Origin of the sequence: Pseudomonas putida (genome assembly GCF_028682475.1) — a bacterium.
GTDB classification, from domain to species: Bacteria; Pseudomonadota; Gammaproteobacteria; order Pseudomonadales; family Pseudomonadaceae; genus Aquipseudomonas; species Aquipseudomonas putida_AG.
The window spans coordinates 19,758-42,841 of the sequence record NZ_JANHLE010000026.1; the positions used below are offsets into that span (position 1 = coordinate 19,758).

15 protein-coding genes are annotated in these 23,084 nt (G+C 62.8%); 8 read left to right on the plus strand and 7 right to left on the minus strand.

All coding sequences use genetic code 11. The features are described 5' to 3' along the window. Positions 1-62: 62 nt before the first annotated feature. From NPS47_RS19695 to putA, 7 genes are all read right to left on the minus strand, one after another. Positions 63-1,244: an NAD(P)/FAD-dependent oxidoreductase gene (locus tag NPS47_RS19695; protein WP_274296455.1), complete on the minus strand. Its 1,182-nt coding sequence runs from the start codon at positions 1,242-1,244 to the stop codon at positions 63-65. Positions 1,245-1,371: 127 nt separating this feature from the next. Further along, the gene (gene dbpA / locus NPS47_RS19700) at positions 1,372-2,709 is read right to left on the minus strand and encodes an ATP-dependent RNA helicase DbpA (RefSeq protein WP_274296490.1); all 1,338 of its coding nucleotides are present in this window, start codon (positions 2,707-2,709) and stop codon (positions 1,372-1,374) included. A 105-nt stretch (positions 2,710-2,814) separates the two neighbouring features. Beyond that, positions 2,815-4,242 (minus strand): multidrug transporter subunit MdtD, encoded by a 1,428-nt coding sequence (mdtD, locus tag NPS47_RS19705; protein ID WP_274296456.1) that lies wholly within the window; start codon positions 4,240-4,242, stop codon positions 2,815-2,817. Positions 4,243-4,342: 100 nt separating this feature from the next. Then, a complete protein-coding gene (locus NPS47_RS19710) occupies positions 4,343-5,674 on the minus strand; it encodes a TldD/PmbA family protein (RefSeq protein WP_274296457.1) in 1,332 nt (443 codons plus the stop codon). Then, positions 5,674-7,116 carry a TldD/PmbA family protein gene (locus tag NPS47_RS19715; protein WP_274296458.1) on the minus strand — a complete coding sequence of 481 codons (1,443 nt, stop codon included), beginning with the start codon at positions 7,114-7,116 and terminating at the stop codon, positions 5,674-5,676. Before NPS47_RS19715 ends, NPS47_RS19710 begins: the two co-directional genes overlap by 1 nt. Before the next feature lie 32 nt (positions 7,117-7,148). Continuing rightward, complete coding sequence (locus NPS47_RS19720) at positions 7,149-8,951, minus strand: acyl-CoA dehydrogenase (protein ID WP_274296459.1); 1,803 nt, start codon at positions 8,949-8,951, stop codon at positions 7,149-7,151. A 198-nt stretch (positions 8,952-9,149) separates the two neighbouring features. Beyond that, the gene (gene putA / locus NPS47_RS19725) at positions 9,150-13,103 is read right to left on the minus strand and encodes a trifunctional transcriptional regulator/proline dehydrogenase/L-glutamate gamma-semialdehyde dehydrogenase (RefSeq protein WP_274296460.1); all 3,954 of its coding nucleotides are present in this window, start codon (positions 13,101-13,103) and stop codon (positions 9,150-9,152) included. Between the two features lie 353 nt (positions 13,104-13,456). On the opposite strand from putA, the gene putP reads away from it, so the two are divergent. From putP to NPS47_RS19765, 8 genes are all read left to right on the plus strand, one after another. Further along, positions 13,457-14,941, plus strand: coding sequence for a sodium/proline symporter PutP (gene putP / locus NPS47_RS19730; RefSeq protein WP_274296461.1), 1,485 nt, complete (start codon positions 13,457-13,459; stop codon positions 14,939-14,941). Between the two features lie 131 nt (positions 14,942-15,072). Continuing rightward, positions 15,073-15,909 (plus strand): 23S rRNA (adenine(2030)-N(6))-methyltransferase RlmJ, encoded by an 837-nt coding sequence (locus tag NPS47_RS19735; protein WP_038615287.1) that lies wholly within the window; start codon positions 15,073-15,075, stop codon positions 15,907-15,909. A gap of 162 nt (positions 15,910-16,071) precedes the next feature. Beyond that, the gene (locus tag NPS47_RS19740; protein ID WP_274296462.1) at positions 16,072-17,829 is read left to right on the plus strand and encodes a carbamoyltransferase family protein; all 1,758 of its coding nucleotides are present in this window, start codon (positions 16,072-16,074) and stop codon (positions 17,827-17,829) included. Beyond that, positions 17,813-18,943, plus strand: coding sequence for a glycosyltransferase (locus NPS47_RS19745; RefSeq protein ID WP_274296463.1), 1,131 nt, complete (start codon positions 17,813-17,815; stop codon positions 18,941-18,943). Before NPS47_RS19740 ends, NPS47_RS19745 begins: the two co-directional genes overlap by 17 nt. Then, complete coding sequence (locus NPS47_RS19750; RefSeq protein WP_274296464.1) at positions 18,943-19,839, plus strand: antimicrobial resistance protein Mig-14; 897 nt, start codon at positions 18,943-18,945, stop codon at positions 19,837-19,839. Before NPS47_RS19745 ends, NPS47_RS19750 begins: the two co-directional genes overlap by 1 nt. After that, positions 19,836-21,236 (plus strand): PIG-L deacetylase family protein, encoded by a 1,401-nt coding sequence (locus tag NPS47_RS19755; protein ID WP_274296491.1) that lies wholly within the window; start codon positions 19,836-19,838, stop codon positions 21,234-21,236. The genes NPS47_RS19750 and NPS47_RS19755 overlap by 4 nt, the downstream gene beginning before the upstream one ends. 48 nt (positions 21,237-21,284) lie before the next feature. Continuing rightward, positions 21,285-22,241: a glycosyltransferase family protein gene (locus NPS47_RS19760; RefSeq protein WP_274296465.1), complete on the plus strand. Its 957-nt coding sequence runs from the start codon at positions 21,285-21,287 to the stop codon at positions 22,239-22,241. A 66-nt stretch (positions 22,242-22,307) separates the two neighbouring features. Further along, complete coding sequence (locus tag NPS47_RS19765) at positions 22,308-23,081, plus strand: glycosyltransferase family 2 protein (protein WP_274296466.1); 774 nt, start codon at positions 22,308-22,310, stop codon at positions 23,079-23,081. Positions 23,082-23,084: the final 3 nt, after the last annotated feature.

Genomic DNA, 23,084 nt, shown 5'->3' on the forward strand with positions numbered 1-23,084 from the left:
TGTTACGGCTGCTAGCTGACCAGCAAAATTTGTTCCTTGATGCGCTGATTCTACCGCGAAGGTTAGACGAACTGCGCGGCCGCGTACGCCGAGGCCCAGGCCCACTGGAAGTTGAAGCCACCGAGGTGGCCGCTGACGTCGAGCACTTCGCCGATGAAGTACAGCCCAGGGCTTTTCAGCGATTCCATGGTCTTGGACGACACTTCGCGGGTATCGACGCCGCCCAGGGTCACCTCGGCGGTGCGATAGCCTTCGGTACCGGCCGGTACCAGCTGCCAGGCGCCGAGTTTGTCGCCGACCTGGGCCAGCTCCGCCGGGGTGTACTGCTTCATCGGCTTGGAGACGAACCAGTGCTCGCTGAGCAGGTTGGCCATCTTCTTGGTGAAGACCTCGCCGAGCAGGGTTTTCAGTTCGCTGTTGGGGCGCTCGGCCTGTTGCTGTTGCAGCCAGGTCAGGGCGTCGTGGTCTGGCAGCAGGTTGATCTCGACTGTGTCGCCCGCTTCCCAGAACGAAGAAATCTGCAGGATCGCCGGCCCGCTCAGCCCGCGGTGGGTGAACAGCAGGTTCTCGCGAAAGCTGGTGCCGTTGCAGCTGGCGATGCAATCCACGGAACTGCCGGACAGCTCGGTGCAGATGCCTTTGAGCACCGGCTCGGTGATGGTGAACGGTACCAGCGCTGCACGCGTCGGCAGCAGGCTGTGGCCGAACTGGCGGGCGACCTGGTAGCCGAAGCCGGTTGCGCCCAGGGTCGGGATCGACAGGCCGCCTGTGGCGATCACCAGCGACTGGCACTGGAACTGACCGGCGCTGGTTTCCAGCAGGTAACCGCCGTCGATCTTCTCGATCTGCTCGATGCGCGTGTCCATGCGCAGCTCGGCGCCGGCGTTGTCGCACTCGCGCAGGAGCATGTCGAGGATGTCACTGGACTTGTTATCGCAGAACAGCTGGCCAAGTTTCTTCTCGTGATAGGGCACGGCGTGTTTGCCGACCATCTCGATGAAATCCCACTGGGTGTAGCGGGCCAGGGCCGACTTGCAGAAGTGCGGGTTCTGCGACAGGAAGTTGGACGGCTCGGAGTACATGTTGGTGAAGTTGCAGCGGCCACCGCCAGACATGAGGATCTTCTTGCCCGGTTTGTTGGCGTGGTCGAGCAGCAGCACCTGGCGGCCGCGACCGGCGGCAGTCAGGGCACACATCAGGCCGGCGGCGCCGGCGCCAATAATGATCACTTCGGTGGAACGCACTGCAAAATCCTCTGCAACGGTGGTGAGACTATCGCGGGGCAAGTCGAATCGTCGCACCGCCGCTCCCACAGGACATCGGGTGGGAGCGGGCTTGCCCCGCGAAAGGCCAGCAAATTCAACAAACAGCTCAGACGATGCGCACCCGCAACGACCGGCCCTTGATCTTGCCGCTGTTCAGGCGCTGCAACGCCTGTTTGGCGACCGCGCGTTCCACAGCAACAAAGGCCTGGAAATCGAAAATCGCGATCTTGCCCACCTGGGTGCCTGGCAACCCGGCGTCGCCGGTCAAGGCGCCGAGGATATCGCCCGGGCGCAGTTTGTCCTTGCGACCGGCAGCAATGCACAGGGTGCTCATGGTCGGCAGCAGCGGAGCGCCGTTCTGGGCCTTGAGGTTGTCCAGCTGTTCCCAGCGCAGCGCGGCTTTCTGAATGTCTTCGATAGCCTGGGCACGGTGGCCTTCGGCCGGGGCGACCAGGCTGATGGCCAGGCCTTTCTCGCCAGCACGGCCGGTACGGCCAACGCGGTGCACGTGAATCTCGGCATCACGGGCCAGTTCGACGTTGATGACCATGTCCAGGGCATCGATGTCCAGGCCACGGGCGGCCACGTCGGTGGCCACCAGCACCGACAGGCTGCGGTTGGCGAACAGGGTCAGGACCTGGTCACGGTCGCGCTGCTCGAGGTCGCCATGCAGCGCTTGAGCGGAAATGCCCTTGGCCTGCAGGTGCTCGACCAGCTCCTGGCATTGCTGCTTGGTGAAGCAGAACGCTACGCACGATTGTGGGCGGAAGTGGCCGAGCACTTTGGTGACCGCTTCCATGCGCTGCTCTGGAGTGATTTCGTAGAAGTGCTGTTCGATCTGGCTGTCGGCGTGCAGGGTTTCGACCTTGACGGTCTGCGGGTCGCGCATGAAGGTCGAGGCCAGCTGCTTGATGCCGGCCGGGTAGGTCGCCGAAAACAGCAAGGTCTGACGGCGCTTCGGGGTTTGTCCGATGATGTCGGCGATGGCGTCGTAGAAGCCCATGTCGAGCATGCGGTCGGCTTCATCGAGAATCAGCGTGTTGAGGCCGTCGAGCACCAGGGTGCCTTTGCTCAGGTGTTGCTGGATGCGCCCCGGGGTGCCGACGATGATATGCGCGCCGTGTTCCAGCGAGGCAATCTGCGGGCCCAGGGACACACCGCCGCACAGGGTCAGGATCTTGATGTTGTCTTCGGCACGGGCCAGGCGGCGCAGTTCTTTGGCCACCTGGTCAGCCAGCTCGCGGGTCGGGCACAGGACCAGGGCCTGGCAACCGAAGTAGCGCGGGTTGATCGGGTTGAGCAGGCCGATGCCGAATGCGGCGGTCTTGCCACTGCCGGTCTTGGCCTGGGCAATCAGGTCCATGCCCTTGAGGATTACCGGCAGGCTCTGGGCCTGGATCGGGGTCATCTGGGCGTAGCCGAGGGCGTCCAGGTTGGCCAGCATGGCGGCGGACAGCGGCAAGGTGGCGAAGGCGGTGGCAATGGTGGTCACGAGGCGGGCCTGCAAAACAAAATGTCGCGCAGTGTACCAGCCTCGACGCCATTAGCCCTAAGGCTCGATCTCCGGTTCCGGACGAGGGGCACGCCTTCCGTCCGTCCTGGCCAGCTGCATGAAGATCGCCGCCGCCAGCATGGCCATCAGGCCGATGGTCAGGAACGTCAGCTGGAAGGCGCCCAACGTGCTTTCCACGCCCTCGGCACTGCCCGCCGCGCTGAACCCACCGAGCAGCGCACCGGCACAGGCGACGCCGAGACTCAGCGACAGTTGCGCCACCACCGACAGCAGGCTGTTGCCGCTGCTGGCACTGGCGTCGTCGAGGTCGATCAGGGTGACGGTGTTCATCGCCGTGAACTGCATGGAGTTGACCGCGCCGAGCAGGCCCAACTGGAACAGCAACAAGGCGTAGGGCGTTTGTTCGTCCACCAGCCCCAGGCTGGCGAGCAACAGGCCGAGCAGCAGGGTGTTGCCGGTGAGGATGGTGCGGTAGCCGAAGCGTTCGATCAGCGGCCGGGCGATGGATTTGGCCAGCATTGCGGCTGCAGCCAGGGGAATCATGCTCATCCCCGCCTGGGCCGGCGAGTAGCCCAGCGCTACCTGCAGCAGCAACGGCACCAGAAACGGCAGGGCGCCGCTGCCCAGACGGGCGAACAGGTTGCCGAGGATGCCGACGGAAAAGGTCCGGGTGCGGAACAGCCTGGGCGAGAACAGCGGATTGTCGACGCTGCCCGCACGCAGCCAGTAAGCCGCCAGGCAGGCCATGCCGGCGAACAGCAGCAACATCACCCGCAGGTGTGGCAGGTGCAGTTCGCCCAGGCCTTCCATGGCGATGGTGATCAGCACCATGGCGGCGCCGAACAGCACAAAGCCGACGCCGTCGAAACGCGTGCGCTCGCTGCCGCGCAGGTCGGGGATGAAACGCCACACGGCGTAGCAGCCGATCACGCCGACCGGCAGGTTGAGCAGGAAGATCCAGTGCCAGCTGAGGATTTCTACCAGCCAGCCGCCCAGGGTCGGGCCCAGCAGCGGACCAAGCAGGCCGGGGATGGTGATGAAGCTCATGATCCGCACCAGCTCCGAGCGCGGGTAGGCACGCAGCACGACCAGCCTGCCGACCGGCAGCATCAAGGCGCCGCCCAACCCCTGAACCACCCGCGCTGCGACCAGCATGCTCAGGCTCTCGGACAGGGCGCAGAGCAGCGAGCCCAGGCTGAACAGCAGGATCGCACCGAAGAAGATCCGCTTGGTGCCAAAGCGGTCGGCGATCCAGCCCGAGGCGGGGATCAACAGCGCCACGGTGAGCATGTAGGCGATGATCACCGACTGCATGCGCAGCGGGTCTTCGGCCAAATCGCGGGCCATGGCTGGCAGGGCGGTGTTGAGGATGGTGCCGTCCAGCGACTGCATGAAGAAGGCGATGGCCACGACCCAAGGGATCCAGCGGGCGGTGACAGGGTCCAGCGGGGCGCGGTTGGGCATGGTTTGCTCGGGTGTCCTCTAGGGCCTCATCGCCGGCAAGGCCGGCTCCCACAAGTTGGACTGCCCCCTGTGGGAGCCGGCCTTGCCGGCGATGGGGTCATTACAATGTCAGCGTCAGACGCTTTACCAGTGCCCCCGGCAAATGGCTCGAACTGGTCTGCCGCTGCCCGTAAGTACTGGTCGACAGAATCAGCTCGCGCTCTGCGGTCAGGGCCTCCAGCTGTAAGCCCAACAAACTGTAGACGCTGTCATCGAAACGCATGGTGCTGACCGGTGCCTGGATCTGCCCGTCTTCCACCCAGAAGGTGGCGAAACGAGTCAGACCGGTCATGCGCGCAGCCGGCAGGTCGGAGAAATTTAGGTACCAGAGGTTACTGATGTACAGGCCGGTACCCAGACGACTCAGGATCTCAGCTTGTTCCAGCTCGCCGGCGGCCATGCTCAGGGCGCAAGGGGATTCATGGCTGTCAGCGCCGTTGGCCGCCAGCTCGAACTCGGCGGCACTGCGTGCGCAGATCAACCTGTCCAGGCCATGGCCCTGCTCGATCAGGCGCAAATCACTGCGCGGTGTGCCTTCATCGGAAAACGCCGGGCTCAGCGAGCCAGTGACTTGCTCGGCAATGCTGACCAGCGGATTCAGGCGCGCATCACCGGCGTACAGGCGTTGCAGCGGACTGTTCTTGGTTGCCAGCGACTGGGCGGAGAAACCGCCCCAGCATAGCATGCCCATGATTTCGTCCATGGCCGCCGGGGCCAGGTAGGCGCGGTACTCGCCCGGCGCCAGGGTCTTGAGCGGGCGACCCAGATATTCCAGCTGTTCGCGTGCCTGGCGCAGGCGTTGGGCAAGCGTGTCGTTGTCCCAGTGCTGCCCGGCATAGTTGGCTTTGACCGCCTGGCCATTGCGGTGGAACAGGCTCCAGTCAAAGTTGAAGCTGTTGGCCTGGTGCCAGCCAAACGCCCCGAACGAACTGGCAAAACCCCGGCAGATCGGGCCTGCGGCGTAGATGCCGACCAGATCCAGTTCCCCGGCACCTTGCTCGATCTGCATCAGCACCTGGTCAATTCCGGGCAGCGCCTGGTCCTGCACACTATGGCTCTGCCAGGCGCTGTCGTTGAGTTGCAGGTAGGGGTCGGCTTCGAGCAGCGGCAAGGTCTGGCGCAACTGCTCCACAGCCTCGGCCAGGCGCTGCTGATCGACGTCGGCGTCGTTGCCCAGAGTGAATTGCAGCTCGGCCTGGCGCCCGTCCTTGACCAGCTTGAGGACGCAACTGGCCTGTTGCACCTCGCCGGCCTGGCGCACTTTGGCATGGTTGAAGCGAATGAACTGCGAGTGTTCGGCGCTGTAGCTCAGGGTGAAATGTTCGGGGGTGCGAACCTGCTCTTGCAGGCTGGCGACAAGGTTCTGGAAGCTTTGCAGTGGGGTAGCAGCCATCAGGCGTCTCCTCCGAATACGTCGATCTGGCTGAATACGCAGGCAGGCGAGGCATGCCCGACCCGCACCACCTGGTTCGGCTCGCCCTTGCCGCAGTTGGGTGTGCCCAGAACCTGCAAGGTGCTGGCGTCACCGACGGCGCTGAGGTTGCCCCAGAACTGTGCGGAAATCCCTCGATAGTTGGGATTCTTGACCACGCCCTTGAGCTCGCCGTTTTCGATCAACTGGCCCCATTCGCAACCGAACTGGAACTTGTTGCGCGCGTCATCAATGGACCAGGAACGGTTGGTGCGCATCAGGATGCCATGCTCGATATTGCCGATCAGTTGCTCGAGGCTCTGGTCGCCCGGCTCGATATTGAGGTTGGCCATGCGATCGATCGGTGCCCGGTTCCAGCCACAGGCGCGGCTGTTGGCGACGCCGTCCAGGCCCGAGCGGAATTGCGACAGGGCCCCGCCCAGCGGACGCAGGAGCAAGCCGTCGCGGATCAGGAACTGTTTGCTGGCCGCAGTGCCGTCATCGTCATGGCTGTAGCTGGCCAGTTCTTCGCCGATGCTCGGGTCGAAGGTCACGTTGAGCAGTTTCGAGCCGTACTGCAGGGTGCCGAAGTCACAGGCTTTGACGAAGCTGGTACCGGCGTAGTTGCGCTCGTCACCGAGGATGCGGTCCATTTCCAGCGGGTGGCCGATGGACTCGTGGATCTGCAGCATCATCTGGTCCGGCATCAGCAGCAGGTCGCGCACGCCACTCGGGGTGTTGGCTGCCAACAGCAGCTGCAGGGCCTGATCGGCGACCTTGGCCCCGGCGCCCACCAGGCCGCAACGTTCGATGACATCCAGACCGCCCTGCTGACCGAAGTTCTCCCGGCCCAGGGTGCGGCTCTGGCTGTCCTGACCATCGAAAGCGGTGACCGCGAAACCTGGATAGACAAAACGCTGGGCCTGGCGCAGTTCGGCACCGGCTGTGTTCAGGTAAATCTGTTCGACGTTGCTGATGCCAAGGCTGGCCTGCCAGTTCACCAGGCGGTCGTCGGCGGGCACGCTGTTCGATTCACGGCTGAGCAAGTCGTAGCAGTCGGCCAGGGACGGCATGGACTGTTCGAGATTTGGCGAACGATAGTCGCTGCGCGCTGTGGCTACCGGCTGTTCGCTGAGGTCAAGCAGGGCGCGTGCGCCAGTCTGCGCGGCGAGTCGCTCGGCCTGCTCCAGGGCGCGCTGCAGGCCGGACTGGGACAGGTCAGCGGTGGCGGCGTAGGCTTCCACACCCTTGAGCCGGACCGTCAGCATGGCCCCTTCATCGCGGAAGAAAAACGGCGGCTCGGCCACGTTCTTGCGCACTGACAGTTGCTGCTGGGACTGCTGCACATAGCGCAGGGAAAAAAACTCGGCACCGCTGCGCAGGGCGGCAAAGCGCTGGCGCAGCAATGCAGTCATCTCGAACATGCAAGAACCTCCGTGTGTACGGTGGTTCCCCCTCAGAACCACTCGTCGCGCATGCTCAGGCAGGTGTCGTCACGGGCCTCGAGCAATGCCAGCTCATTATGGCAGCCCGGCACTTCCCAGGTCAGGAAATAACGCGCGGCCTGCAATTTGCCCTGGTAGAAGTCGTGGTCGGCCGGGTTGCCGCGGGTCAGCCCCTGTTCGGCATGGATCGCCTGTTGCAGCCAGCGCCAGCCGATCACACAGTGACCGAAAGCCTTGAGGTACAGCGCCGAGTTGGCCAGAGCAAGGTTGACCTGACCCTGGGCCAGGTCGCCGAGCAGCCCCAGCGTCACGCTCTGCAGGCGGACCTGCAATTGTTCAAGCGGCGTGCGCAGGTGATCCAGGCTGGAAAATGCGCGCGCCTGCTCGCAGGTTCCGGCAATCAGGCGCACCAGTTGCTTGAGCCCGGCGCCACCGTTCTGCGCCAGCTTGCGGCCGAGCAGGTCGAGCGATTGGATGCCGTGGGTGCCTTCGTGGATCGGGTTCAGGCGGTTGTCGCGGTAGTACTGCTCGACCGGGTATTCGCGGGTGTAGCCGTGGCCGCCGAGAATCTGGATCGCCAGTTCGTTGGCCTTGAGGCAGAACTCCGAGGGCCAGGATTTGACGATCGGGGTCAGCAGGTCGAGCAGTTCGTGCGCCTGCTGGCGCTGCCCCTCGGTTTCGCCGCTTTGGGTTTCGTCGAACAGCCGCGCCGCGTACAGGCCCAGGTCAAAAGCGCCCTCGACATAGGATTTCTGGGTCAGCAGCATGCGCTTTACATCGCTATGGCCGATGATCGGCACGGCAGCGGTGGCCGGGTCCTTGTTGTCCGGCAGGCGCCCTTGCGGACGCTGGCGCGCGTACTCAAGCGAGTACAGGTAACCGGCATAGCCGAGCATCACCGCGCCCATGCCGACACCGATGCGCGCCTCGTTCATCATCTGGAACATGCAGGCCAGGCCCTGATGCGGCTTACCGACCAGGTAGCCGACGCACGCTCCGTTGTCACCGAAATTCAACGCCGTCGAGGTGGTGCCGCGCCAGCCCATCTTGTGGAACAGCCCGGCGAGCAGTACGTCGTTGCGCGGGCCCAGGCTGCCATCGGCATTGACCAGGAACTTGGGCACGATGAACAGCGAAATACCCTTCACCCCGGGTGGTGCGTCCGGCAGCTTGGCCAGAACCATGTGCACGATGTTTTCCGCCAACGGGTGGTCGCCGCCAGAGATGAAGATCTTGTTGCCGCGCAGCCGGTAACTGCCATCACCGGCGGGCTCTGCGCGGGTGCGGATATCGGCCAGGGATGAGCCTGCGTGAGGTTCGGTCAGGGCCATGGTGCCGAAGAAGCGGCCTTCGATCATCGGTTGCAGGAACAGGCGTTTCTGCTCATCGCTGCCAAAGCTCTCGATCAGGTTGGCGGCGCCCATGGTCAGGAACGGGTAGGCGGTGGTACCCGCGTTGGCCGCCTGGAAGTGCGCAAAACAGGCTTGCGAAAGCAGGGTCGGCAACTGCATGCCGCCGGCTTCGAAGTCGCGGGTGGCGTTGAGGAAACCGGCCTCCAGGAAGGCATCGACCGCGGGCTTCACCTCGGGGATCAGCAGCGCTTCGCCATTCTCGTAACGCGGCTCGTGCTCGTCGCCCTTGCGGTTGTGCGGTGCGAAATACTTCTCGGCGATGGTCCGCGCCGTGTTCAGCGCAGCGTCGAAGGTTTCGCGTGTGTGCTCGGCAAAGCGTGGGCGTTGAGTGAGGGCCTCGGCGTCGAGCACTTCGTAGAGTTCGAAGGCCAGGTTGCGGGCGCTGAGCAGGGTCTCGGACATGACGGCATTCCTGTCTGGGGATGCGCCGAGTCTAGGCAGGGGGGCAGGCACTGCACAGTGAAATAGATGTGGGTGATAGGAGGGTAGAACCAGCTTCGGAAGAAACCACGCCCTGAAAGCATCGCGGGGCAAGCCCGCTCCCACCGGCTTATCACAAACCGGTGGGAGCGGGCTTGCCCCGCGATTGAGTGATAGCTATCAGCCGATAGTCATCAAGCTCGCATTACCACCCGCAGCAGCAGTGTTGACGCTCAGTGCACGCTCAATCACCAGGCGCTCCAGGGCAATCGAGGTTTCACCCGACGACAGGCCATGGACGCCGACGATGGCACCGGCACGCTTGGCCACTTGCTCGCAGACCGCGCGCAGCTGGTCGGAGTGGCCGTGGTGCAGGACGGCGTCGAACACCACCTCGTCCTTGGTCCAGTCGCCCACCAGCTTGATGCGGGCCTGGACGTCTTTCGGCAGACGGTTGCGCAGGGTCTTGGTCAGTTCGCCTTCCGGCCATACCGCCGAGCTGCCCACGGCAAGTACCGCAGCCAGTTGGGTCAGCAGGTCAGCCTCGACCTCGGCCAGGCACAGTACGTGCTCGCGCGGCAGGATGGTGTAGCTGTTGCGCTCGCCGGTCGGGCCGGCCAGCAGGCGGCTGATACCGCTTTGCGACTGCTTGGCGAACTGCTCGCAGAGGCTGCCCAGTTCGTTCAGCTGGTTGCTTGCAGCCCAGGTCTTGAGCGCTTGCAAAGGCTTGCTCAGCTCGTCGCGCAGGCGGGTGTCCGGGGCGTTGCCGGCGTCGGTACGCTGGAACGATTGCTCGATGGCATCGGCCGGACGGGTCGACAGCAGGCGGTACAAGTACAGCGGGCCACCCGCTTTCGGACCGGTGCCGGACAGGCCTTCACCACCGAACGGCTGGACACCGACCACGGCACCGACGATGTTGCGGTTGACGTAGACGTTACCGGCATTGACGGTGTCGATGACCTTGGCGATGGTTTCGTCGATCCGGGTGTGAACACCCAGGGTCAGGCCGTAACCGGAAGCGTTGATCTGCTCGATCAGCTGGTCGAGGTTCTTGCGGTTGTAGCGCACCACGTGCAGCACCGGACCGAAGATCTCGCGTTGCAGCTCGTCGAAGCTTTCCAGCTCGATCAGGGTTGGCATGACAAAGGTGCCGCGCTTGATCTCTTCGCCGTTAGCGATGGCAACCTGGTACACCGAGCGACCTTTGTCGCGCATGCCCTGGATGTGTTTCTCGATACCGGCCTTGGCTTCGGCGTCGATCACCGGGCCAATATCCACGTTCAGGCGCTCCGGGTTACCCAGGCGGCTTTCGGCCATGGCGCCCTTGAGCATCTCGATCACGCGGTCGGCCGAATCTTCCTGCAGGCACAGCACGCGCAGTGCCGAGCAGCGCTGGCCGGCGCTGTCGAAAGCCGAGGAGACGACGTCGATGACCACTTGTTCGGTGAGTGCCGAGGAGTCGACGATCATCGCGTTCTGGCCACCGGTTTCGGCGATCAGCGGGATCGGACGGCCCTGGGCATCCAGGCGGCCGGCGATGTTGCGTTGCAGCAGGCGGGCGACTTCGGTGGAACCGGTGAACATCACGCCTTTGACCCGATCGTCACCGACCAGACGGGCGCCGACGGTCTCACCGCGGCCTGGCAGCAGCTGTACCACGCCTTCAGGGATACCGGCTTCGAGCAGCAGGCGCACAGCCTGGGCGGCAACCAGCGGAGTTTGTTCGGCAGGCTTGGCGAGTACCGGGTTGCCGGCAGCCAGGGCCGCAGCGACCTGGCCGCTGAAGATCGCCAGCGGGAAGTTCCACGGGCTGATGCAGACCACCGGGCCCAGCGGGCGGTGGGCATCGTTGCTGAAGTCGTTACGGGCCTGCACCGCGTAGTAGCGCAGGAAGTCGACTGCTTCACGGACTTCAGCGATGGCGTTGGCGAAGGTCTTGCCGGCTTCACGGGCGAGCAGGCCCATCAGCGGCTGGATCTCGGCTTCCATCAGGTCGGCGGCGCGTTCGAGGATCGCCGCACGTTCGGCGGGTGGCGTGGCCTGCCAGATCGGCGCGGCGTTGAGGGCGCACTGGATGGCGTTGTCGACGTCGGCAACGGTGGCTTCCTGGACATGACCGACCACGTCACGGTGATCGGACGGGTTCAGCACTGGCGCAGCAGCTTCATTGCTGGAGGCGCAGCCAAGCATCGGTGCGGCTTTCCAGTCGTTGTGGGCAGTGGCCAGCAGGGCGCAGGACAGCGACGCCAGGCGATGTTCGTTGGCCATGTCGATACCGGCGGAGTTGGCCCGCTCGGCGCCGTACAGGTCACGCGGCAATGGAATACGCGGATGCGGCAGGCCGAAGTTGCCTTCCTGGGTGGCCATCTGCTCGATGGTGGCGACCGGGTCGGCAACCAGTTCCTGGATCGAAATCGACTGGTCGGCAATACGGTTGACGAACGAGGTGTTGGCGCCGTTTTCCAGCAGGCGGCGAACCAGGTAGGCCAGCAGGGTTTCATGGGTGCCGACCGGTGCATACACGCGGCACGGACGGTTCAGCTTGCCATCGGCAACCTTGCCGACAACCTGTTCGTACAGCGGCTCACCCATGCCGTGCAGGCACTGGAACTCGTACTGGCCAGGGTAATAGTTCTGACCGGCGATATGGTAGATGGCCGACAGGGTGTGGGCGTTGTGCGTGGCGAACTGCGGGTAGATGACTTCCGGTACCGACAGCAGTTTGCGTGCGCAAGCGATGTAGGACACGTCGGTGTACACCTTGCGGGTGTAGACCGGGTAGCCTTCCAGGCCTTCGACCTGGGCGCGCTTGATCTCGCTGTCCCAGTAGGCACCCTTCACCAGACGGATCATCAGGCGATGACGGCTGCGGCGGGCGAGGTCGATGACGTAGTCGATCACGTACGGGCAGCGCTTCTGGTAGGCCTGGATGACGAAGCCGATACCGTTCCAGCCGGTCAGCTGCGGTTCGAAGCACAGGCGCTCGAGCAGGTCCAGCGACAGCTCCAGGCGGTCGGCTTCCTCGGCGTCGATGTTCAGGCCGATGTCGTACTGCTTGGCCAGCAGGGTCAGCGACAGCAGGCGCGGGTACAACTCGTCCATCACGCGTTCGTACTGGGCACGGCTGTAACGCGGGTGCAGGGCCGAGAGCTTGATCGAGATGCCCGGACCTTCGTAGATGCCGCGACCGTGCGAAGCTTTACCGATCGAGTGGATCGCCTGCTCGTAGGAGGCCAGGTATTTCTGTGCGTCGTGCTCGGTCAGTGCGGCTTCGCCGAGCATGTCGTAGGAGTAGCGGAAGCCCTTGGCTTCGAACTTGCTGGCGTTGGCCAGGGCTTCGGCGATGGTTTCGCCGGTGACGAACTGCTCGCCCATCAGGCGCATGGCCATGTCGACGCCCTTGCGGATCATCGGCTCGCCGCTCTTGCCGATGATGCGGCTGAGCGAGGAGGTCAGGCCGGATTCGTTGTGGGTCGAGACCAGTTTGCCGGTCAGCAGCAGGCCCCAGGTCGCGGCGTTGACGAACAGCGACGGGCTGTTGCCCAGGTGCGGCTGCCAGTTGCCGGTGCTGATCTTGTCGCGGATCAGGGCGTCACGGGTGCCTTTGTCGGGAATGCGCAGCAGGGCTTCGGCCAGGCACATCAGCGCCACGCCTTCCTGCGACGACAGGGAGAATTCCTGCAGCAGGCCCTGAACGATGCCGGCACGGCCGCCAGCGCTCTTCTGGTTGCGCAGTTTTTCGGCGATGCCGGCGGCCAGCTTGTTGGTAGCTTCGGCCATGGCGGCGGGCAGGCGCGCCTGCTCCAGCAGCATCGGCACCACTTCCGGCTCAGGACGGCGATAGGCGGCAGTGATAGCCGAACGCAGTACCGATTGCGGCAGGATGCTTTCGGCGAATTCGAGGAAGCACTGGTGGCTGTGGTCGCCCAGGACTTCACCGGCTTCATCGCCATTGATGATCGACTGACCGTTGAGTTCGGTCAGGGTGGCGCCACCCTCGAGCTTTTCCAGGTAATTGAAGATTGCCTGTTTGATCAACCAGTGCGGTGTGCGGTCGATGGACTGCGCAGCTGCTTTGAGTCGCTCACGGGTCGGGTCGTCAAGTTTGACCCCAAGGGTGGTCGTCGCCATTTCTTATCCTCATTATTGCCACAGGCTGTGGCTTAAGCTGGCGCCAAGATTAGCTGTGCGCGATTTTGGGTGCAACCTAGTGCAACCCAAAAAATGTAGGAAAAAAGTGCAACTCGTCCGGTGGGTAAAACCTCACGGCAAAAATGGCGGTTTATGGTGCATTTTCTTCTGTAGGCGTAGGTTCTTGCTCCGAAAAGGAGCAAAAAGCTTCTGTTACGCAAAAAATCCGACGAGGTGCAACTTGAATGCAAAAACAGGTTGCACCTTCTTTGCGTTGTTGCATAGCATTCGCGGCCTGGGTGCAACCTCCTCTGAGGCTGTCGCTACATAAAAACAAACGCCAGGGCGCAACAATGAGTGTAAGCAATCCAACCTTGATCACGTTCGTGATCTACATCGCGGCAATGGTGTTGATCGGCTTCATGGCCTATCGCTCCACCAACAACCTGTCCGACTACATCCTCGGTGGCCGCAGCCTCGGCAGCGTCGTGACCGCGCTTTCGGCTGGCGCCTCGGACATGAGCGGCTGGCTGTTGATGGGCCTGCCGGGCGCCATCTATATGTCGGGTCTGTCGGAAAGCTGGATCGCCATCGGTCTGATCGTCGGTGCCTACCTGAACTGGCTGTTCGTTGCCGGTCGTCTGCGCGTGCAGACCGAGCACAACGGCGATGCCTTGACCCTGCCGGACTACTTCTCCAGCCGCTTCGAAGACAACAGCGGTCTGCTGCGGATCATCTCCGCGGTAGTGATCCTGGTGTTCTTCACTATTTACTGCGCCTCCGGCATCGTCGCCGGTGCCCGCCTGTTCGAAAGCACCTTCGGCATGTCCTATGAGACTGCGCTGTGGGCCGGTGCGGCTGCGACCATTGCCTACACCTTCGTTGGTGGTTTCCTGGCGGTGAGCTGGACCGATACCGTCCAGGCCACGCTGATGATCTTCGCCCTGATCCTGACCCCGGTGATCGTGCTGATCGCCACTGGCGGCTTCGATACCACGTTTGCCGCCATCGAGCTGCAGGATGCGGGCAACTTCGACATGCTCAAGGGCACCACTTTCATCGGCATCATCTCGCTGATGGGTTGGGGTCTGGGCTACTTCGGCCAGCCACACATCCTGGCGCGTTTCATGGCTGCCGATTCGGTCAAGTCGATCGCCAAGGCCCGTCGCATCTCCATGACCTGGATGATCCTCTGCCTGGTCGGCACCTGTGCCGTTGGCTTCTTCGGTATCGCCTACTTCTCGGCGCACCCTGAAGTGGCAGGTCCTGTGACCGAGAACCACGAGCGTGTGTTCATCGAGCTGGCCAAGATCCTCTTCAATCCATGGATTGCCGGTGTCCTGCTGTCGGCCATTCTGGCTGCCGTCATGAGTACCCTGAGCTGCCAGCTGCTGGTGTGCTCCAGTGCCCTGACCGAAGACTTCTACAAGACCTTCCTGCGCAAAGGTGCTTCGCAGGTGGAGCTGGTCTGGGTCGGCCGTGCCATGGTGCTGCTGGTGGCCGTGGTTGCCATCTTGATCGCGTCCAACCCCGAGAACCGTGTTCTGGGTCTGGTCAGCTACGCCTGGGCAGGCTTCGGTGCTGCCTTCGGTCCGGTTGTGCTGATCTCGGTACTGTGGAAAGGCATGACCCGTAACGGTGCGCTGGCTGGCATCCTGGTAGGTGCGATCACCGTCGTGGTGTGGAAGCACTTCTCCATCTGGGGCCTGTACGAAATCATTCCGGGCTTCCTCTTCGGTGCCCTGGCTATCTACTTCGTCAGTAAGGCGGGCAGCCCGTCGGCCGCGATGGTTTCGCGTTTCGAAGCTGCAGACCAGGCGTTCAAAGTCGGTCATTGATCGACTGCTGAGTTTCGCCTGACAACGGCCCGGCCTCGCAAGAGTCCGGGCCGTTGTCGTTTGTGTGGCGCCAAGCCCGCTCCCACAGTTCGGCGTGACAGGGTAAACTGCGCAGTCTTGCAGGAGTTGCCATGAACTATCGTCACGCCTTTCACGCCGGCAACCACGCCGACGTCTTCAAACACCTCGTGTTGACCCGCCTTATTGCGCTGATGTCGCGCAAAGAACAGCCGTTCGCTTACCTCGACACCCACGCCGGCCTCGGTCTGTACGACCTGCAGGGCGATCAGGCGACGCGTACCGGCGAGTGGATCGAAGGTGTCGGTCGGCTTTGGGGGCGTGATGACCTGCCGGAAGTCACCGCTGACTATCTGCGTATCCTGCGCAAGATGAACCCCGACGGCGAGCTGCGCTACTACCCGGGGTCGCCTGAGCTTGCCCGGCGCCTGGCGCGTCAGCAGGATCGTGTGTTGCTCAACGAGAAGCACCCCGAAGACGGGCGCATGCTCAAGGACAACATGAAAAAGGACCCACGCGTCGCCGTGCACCTGGGTGAAGGCTGGCATGTGCCGCGGGCGCTGCTGCCGGTGCAGGAAAAGCGCGCAGTGATGCTGATCGACCCGCCGTTCGAGCAGGCCGATGAGCTCAAGCGCTGCACCGTGGCATTGAAAGAGGCCATCAGCCGCATGCGTCAGACCGTTGCGGCGATCTGGTACCCGATCAAGGATCAGCGCCAGCTGGTGCGCTTCTATCAGGACCTGACCAGCACCGGTGCGCCGAAGCTGCTGCGGGTCGAGCTGTATGTGCATCCCCAGGACAGCCCGCAGGGTCTCAATGGTTCTGGCCTGGCCATTGCCAACCCGCCGTGGGGGCTTGAGGAGGAGCTGCGTGAGCTGCTGCCGTGGTTGTCGCAGGTGTTGGCGCAGACGCAGGGCAGTTGGCGCATGGACTGGCTGATCGCCGAATAGGTGTTGGTGTGGTAGCGGGCTTGCCCCGCGATGCGATGTGACTGACAGCTCGCAATCGCGGGGCAAGCCCGCTCCTACAGTTTGCGTTATAATCCCGCTCTTTCGTTGCCGCTCGCCCCACGGGGCCAGGGCGCATTTTTACAGATTGAAGAGGCTAGACCCTTGGCATTGACGATTCTTGGCCTGTCCGGCGCCCTTAGCCATGATCCTTCCGCGGCCCTGTACATCGACGGCAAGCTGATTGCCGCCGCTGAAGAAGAGCGCTTCGTGCGCGACAAACATGCAAAGAACCGCATGCCCTACGAATCGGCGAAGTTCTGCCTGGAGCAGGCCGGCATCAAGCCTTCCGACGTTGACGTGGTGGCCATTCCGTTCGCCCCGATCAGCCTGTTCGGCGAGGCCCGCTGGCACTATGCCAAGCGCTACTGGTACGCCCCGGACCGCGCGCTTGATGCGATCCTGATGGGCAACCGCCGCTACAAGCGCTATCGCAAGAAAATCGTCTGGTGCCTGGAACAGCTGGGCTTCGACCCGAAAAAGGTCAAGATCGAGCCCGTCGAGCACCACCTGGCCCACGCTTCCAGCGCCTACCACTGCTCGGGTTTCAAGGAAAAAACCGCGATCCTCGGCATCGACGGCAAGGGCGAGTACGCCACGACCTTCTTCGGTTATGGCGAAAACGGCAAGATCCACAAGATCAAGGAATTCTTCGACCCGGATTCGTTGGGCGGCCTGTATGGTGCGATCACCGAATTCCTCGGCTTCGAGATGCTCGACGGCGAGTTCAAGGTCATGGGCATGGCGCCGTATGGCGATGCCAGCAAATATGACTTCTCGCGTCTGGCCAGCTTCGAGAACGGCGAGCTGGTGATCAACACCGACTACGCAAACGTTATCGGCCTGCGCCGCTACAAAGAGAAGGGCAAGGGCTTCTACTTCTCGCCGAAGCTGATCGAGTGGCTGGGTCCCAAGCGCGAAGGCGACATCGCCGACGAGCCGTACATCCACTACGCCGCCAGCATGCAGGCGCTGTTCGAGAAAATCGCCCTGCAGATGATCGACCACTACCTGGGCGACATCCTCAAGGAAACCGGCAAGCTGGCCTACGCGGGTGGTTGCGCGCTGAACGTCAAGCTCAACCAGAAGATCATTGCCCGTCCCGACGTCAAGGAGCTGTTCGTCCAGCCGGCTTCCGGCGATGCCGGTACCGCAGTCGGTGCGGCAGCGTACGTTTCGCATGCCCGCGGCGTGCCGGTCGAGAAGATGGAACACGTTTACCTCGGCCCTGCGTACTCCAACGAAGACGTGATTGCCGCCTGCGCCCGTCACCCGAGCCAGCCGAAATGGCGCAAGCTCGAGAACATGCCGGAGCAGATCGCCAAGATCATGGTCGACGGCAATCCGGTGGCCTGGTTCCAAGGCCGCATGGAGTTCGGTCCGCGCGCGCTGGGCGGTCGTTCGATCATCGGTTGCCCGAGCGTGGCCGGCGTTGCCGACCGCATCAACCACCAGATCAAGTTCCGCGAGCGCTGGAGGCCTTTCTGCCCGTCAATGCTCGACACCGTCGCCCCGCAGATGATCAAGATCGATCACCCGGCGCCGTTCATGACCTTTACCTTTGAAGTGGCTGAAGAGTGGAAGACCCGCGTGCCGGAAGTCGTCCACGAAGACGGCACTTCGCGGGCCCAGGTGCTCAAGCGCGAGTACAACCCGCGCTACTACGACATGATGAAGGCGCTGGAAGACCTGACCGGTAACGGCGTGTCGCTCAACACCTCGCTCAACCGTCGTGGCGAACCGATGATCTGCTCGCCGACCGACGCCCTGAACATGTTCTTCGGCTCGGATCTGCAGTACCTGATCATGGAAGACATTCTGGTAGTCAAGGACGGCGCGAACAGTTATGACGTCCAGGGCTGAAAAACGCGTCCTGCAGTTCTGCCACGGCTATGACGGTCCGTTCCTGGACTGTGCGCGGCAGTACGCCAGCCTGTTCAGCGGCAGCGGCTACCAGGTCACCACGGTGTTCCTGACCGGCGCTGCCGACCCGCAGGTGGCAGCCGGCTGCGCCTCCGACGAAGTGATCTTCTTGGAGTTCAGCTCCAAGGCCATCCGTGGCCTGAAGCTTGGGGCGATCCGCGCGTTGCGGCGGATCGTCGCAACGCGCAATTTCAGCTTCTGTATTGCTCATCGCTTCAAGCCGATCTATATCGCCTTGCTCGGCAGTCGTCTGCCGGTGATTGGTGTGCACCATGCTTTTGGTGACTACCAGCGCGGCAGCCGTCGGCTGTTTGCCAACCTGTTCCGCCAGCGCCTGAGTTTGCTCGGCGTCTCCGATGCGGTGCGCGACGACATGCGCAAATGCTTGCCCAAGTGGCCGGCTGAGCGCATCCAGACCCTCTACAACCGTATCGATATCGAGGCGCTGCAGGTGGCGCTGGTGCCTGCAGCCGATGCCCGCCAGGCGCTGGGGCTGGACCCGCAGGCCTGGATTGTCGGTAATGTCGGGCGCCTGCATCCGGACAAGGACCAGGCCACTTTGCTGCGTGGCTTTGCCCTGGCGCTGCCGAATCTGCCGACGGGTGCTCGCCTGGCGATTCTGGGTGAGGGGCGCCTGGAGCAGTCGCTCAAGGCGCTGGCCGCCGAGTTGGGTATCGCCGCTCAGGTCGACTTTCTCGGCCAGGTGTCCAATGCGCGGCGCTACTTCAAGGCGTTCGATGCCTTTGCCCTGAGCTCCGATCACGAGCCGTTCGGCATGGTCCTGCTCGAAGCCATGGTTGCCGGAGTGCCGGTCCTCGCCACCGCTTGCGGCGGTGCCCTGGAAGTGGTCGAAGGTGTCGGCATCCTGTTCCCGCTGGCCGATGTCGAGCGCCTGGCTCAAGGCCTGCAACATCTGGCCGTGCTGGATGAAGGTCAGCGTCAGGAGTGCGCCGAGCGCATGCTTGCGCGTCTGCGAGAGCGTTTTTCCGATAGCGCTGTGCGCGATACCTTCTGGCAGTTGCCAGCTGTGCGCGCGCTGACGGCGGAGGTTTGATGCTCAATCATATTCAAGGCTGGCGCGAGCGCGGCTGGCGGGTGATCGATGCACCTGCCTACGCCCAAGCCTGGCAGCACTTTGGTGGTAGCGTCGCCACTCACCCGCTGGTGGTCGAACAACTGGCCGAGCTGGCGCAGATTCCGGTGCGCTACCTGGGCTGGGAGCAAAACGGCGAGCTCAAGGCCGCGATTCCGACCTGGGGTCGTTACCTGGCGTTGTCCAAGGACGTGCTCAAGCGTCAGGGCAAGAAGGGGCTGTATGACCTGGGCAATGCCGAGCTGATCCTGCCGGCGGCTGCCGATGCCCAGGCGCCGCTGCGTCATGCCGGACGTTACCTGTCGGAGCTCAACCAGGGGCGTTTCGCCAACCTCAAGCTGCAAACTGAAGCGCTGGCGATGGCGCGCACGCCTGAAGAGCTGTCGAAGAAGTTTCGCTACAACCAGCGCCGCGAGTTGCGTCTGCTGGAAGAGGCGGGCGGCCAGGTGCGTGCGGTTTCTGAGTTTTCCAGCAGTGAACTGGCAGCGATCTACTGCGATCTGTTTCAGCGCCGCTGGGAATTCCCGGCTACGGGCGCCGAGCGCATGGCTGAGGTCATCGAGCGTCTGCGTGAGTTGCTGATCGGTTCGGTGCTGTTTCTCGATGATGCGCCCATCGCCATTCAGTTGGTCTACCGGGTCGAAGCCCCCGAGTGGATCAGCGTCGAGTACATCAATGGCGGCGTGGACCCGCAAACCAAGGCCTTCAGTCCTGGCAGCGTATTGAGTTTCCTCAATACCCAGGCCGCCTGGGAAGATGCCCGGGCGCGCAACAAGCCGCTGCGTTTCTCCTTTGGCCGCGCTGATCGCGAGTACAAGGATCGCTGGTGCAACCCCGTTCCGGTGTTTCAGGTGTGAGCCGCAAGCAGCAGTTGCTCAAGCGGCACCGGCGCAACAAGCGGCTGGGGTTGCTGGTTGGCCTGGCGGTTTTGCTGGGTCTGGGTGTTTTCGTCCAGTGGTGGTTGCCGCTGGTGCTGCTGCCACTGCTGTGGGTCGCCCATGAAGCCTGGTTTGCCGATCACCTGTTCTATTCGCCAGCCGAAGATTACCAGTATCAGTTCCCGCAGGATTGCCTGGCGCATCCGGTCGAACTGGTCGACGGTGTTGTGCGGCTTCAGGCGCCTTTGCAGCTTGCCGGTGATGAAACCCTGGTCCTGGCACTGCGCCTGAAAAGTACCTGGCTGGGGCGTTTCCTCGACCCGGCCGTGCTGTTGAATGATGACGATTGCCAGGCCTTCGAACGCGGTGTCGCGGGCCTGCGCTACCTGAACCTGACCGGGCTTGGCCCGTCGCTGGCTGCCGGGCAGTTGCGCCTGCGTGGGCGCTATTGCCGTCTGGCGGGCGAGGGGCAGTTGTGGGTGGTTGCGGGCACCGATCTGCGCCAGAAACGCGTCATGGTCATTGCCCCGCATGCCGATGATGCCGAGTTGGCGGCATTCGGCCTCTACAGTCAGGCGCAAGAGGCCTGGGTCGTGACCCTGACCGCTGGCGAGATCGAGGCTGAGCACTACCAGCAAATGGGCATGGCCAAGGCTGAGTCCGCCCGCTTGAAGGGCCGTCTGCGCGCCTGGGACAGTATTGCCGTGCCACGCTGGGCAGGTGTGCCCGAGTCGAACTGTGTGCAGTTGGGCTATTTCTGCCTGCAGCTGCCAGCCATGCAGGTGGCGCCGGATCAAGTTATTGCCTCGCGTGAGGCGGAGCTTGACGATACCCGCCTGTTCCGGCGCTTCAACACGATGACCTTGCCGGGTGACCAGGACGGTGCGCCGACCTGGAACAACCTGTTGGCCGACTTGCGCGCGTTATTGCTCAAGGCCCGCCCGCAGGTGCTGGTGATGCCGCATCCGACCCTCGATCCGCATCCCGATCACATCTGCGCCCAGGCTGCTGTGCTTGAGGCCCTGCAGGGGCTTGAGTGGCAGCCGGAGACCGTACTGGGGTATGCCAACCACCTGCATGACAACGACCGCTGGCCCATGGGCGACAGTGGTGCCGGGGTGGCGTTGCCACCGCAACTGGACGGCGGGCAGATCTGGGCACCCTACAGCCTGCCCCTGGATCTGGCGGCTCAGCGCGACAAGGCCATGGCGCTGGGCATGATGCATGACCTGCAGCCGCCGGTGCCGTTCAAGCGTCGCCTTCGCCGTCTGCTTCAGCGCTGGCTGGCAGGGCGGCGCGCTTCGCCTTATGGCGAGAACGAATTTTTCCGCAAGGCCGTGCGCCGACATGAATTGTTCTGGCGCCGTGATCTCTGATCCTGGCCCATGACTGTTAGCGGCTGAATAAAGACCGCAAGGAAGACAATGAAAGTTCTATTTCTGGTGCAGAAAGAACAACGGGCAATCCTCGACCGTCTCTATGACGGTGTCGCCGCCCATTGCGAATGCGATCTGCGCTGGCTCAGCAGTGCCGATCAGCGCAACCTGCGCAGCTATTTCCGTCGTGAAGTCGACGTCGAAAAGTACGATCGGATTGTGTTTTTTCTGCGTTTCAAGCAAGAGATCCGTCAGGTCGGTTTCATTCGTACGGTGCCCAACCTGGTCATCCTCGAGCACGACGCCTATCAGAACTACATCCCGTGCAAGTACACCGGCAAGTTCAGCGCCCACTACCGTCAGTTGCCTTGGGCGCGGGTGATCAGCTCCGGCTACATGGTCAGTGAGCGCTTGCGCCAGGAGGGCTTCGACGCCGAGTTCGTGCCCAAGGGCTACGACCAGCAGTTGCTGGCCGACCAGGGGCGTGAGCGGGATATCGAGCTGGCCTTTGTCGGCAGTACCAACAGCGTCGCCTACAGCGGGCGCAAGGCGTTGCTCGATGAGCTCGCCCAGGTTGAAAACCTGCTGGTCACCCGGACCAAGTCCGGTGAAGAGTACTGTGACACGCTCAACCGCATTCGTTTCTTCGTCAGTGCCGATGTCGGCATGGGCGAATACATGATCAAGAATTTCGAGGCGATGGCCTGTGGTTGCGTGCTGCTGGCTTTTGATCAAGGGGAGGCGGAGAATCGCGCCCTGGGTCTTGAAGACATGCACAACGTGGTTTTGTACAACAGCATCGCCCAGCTGCAGGACAAGCTCAAAGTATTACGCGCCGACCCGGCATTGGTCGAGCGCATTGGCAGCAATGGTCGTGACCTTGCTGTGTCGCAGTTCAGCTTCGCTCAAGTGGGCCGAAGCATCGTAGAAAAAATGCAGCCACCTCTGCGTTCCCGTCCAGCCCTGACCGGTTGGCAGCGCTTGCGTTTGAGACTGGGCATATGAGCCGGCTGTCCCGTACACGGGGCGTGGTCTCGAACAACCGAATACAGAAGATGGGGAGGGAATCCGGTGCGATTCAGTGATGACAGTGATGTAACCCTGGTGGTTACCAGTTGCGGGCGTTTCGACCTGCTCAAGCTTACACTCGAGAGTTTCGATCGTTTCAATACTGCACCGATTCGCGAAGTGTTCATCACCGAGGATTCGGGCGATGAGGCTGTCCATCAAGCGGTACCGGAACATTGGAAACCGCACTGCAAGGTGTTCGTCAATCGGCCTAAGCTGGGGCAGCTGCCGTCTATCGACCTGGCCTACAGTCACGTAAAAACCCCTTACATCTTTCATTGCGAGGATGACTGGGAGTTCTATCGTCCAGGTTTCATCGAGGACTCGAAGAGCATTCTTGAGGTCAGCCCGCATTTGCTGCAGGTCTGGCTGCGCAGCTATGCCCATGACTTGAAAGTGCACAGCCCTTACATCCATCTGGGTGAGCGTCAGGTCATTGCCGGTGTGCCGTGTTACCCGCTGCTCTCGGACAAGCCTGAGTGGCAGAGTTTTTCGTTGAACCCAGGCTTGCGCCGGCTCAGCGACTATCAGCGTTGCGCGCCATTTGCCGGCTATTCTGGTGAGAAGGCGCTGTCAAAGCGCTACGCCGATTTGAATCTCACCGCGGTGACCCTTGAGGGGGACGCTGTGCTGCATACCGGCTTCGGTGCGCATGTAAGCCTGCCCGGCGAGCGGCGGCGTAAAGCACGGCGCCGCAAGCGTGATCGCGTCAAATTGATGGTGGTACTGGTGGTTGGCGTGGTGCTGGGCGTGGGCGTGGGGTTTTTTGCCCATTGATCC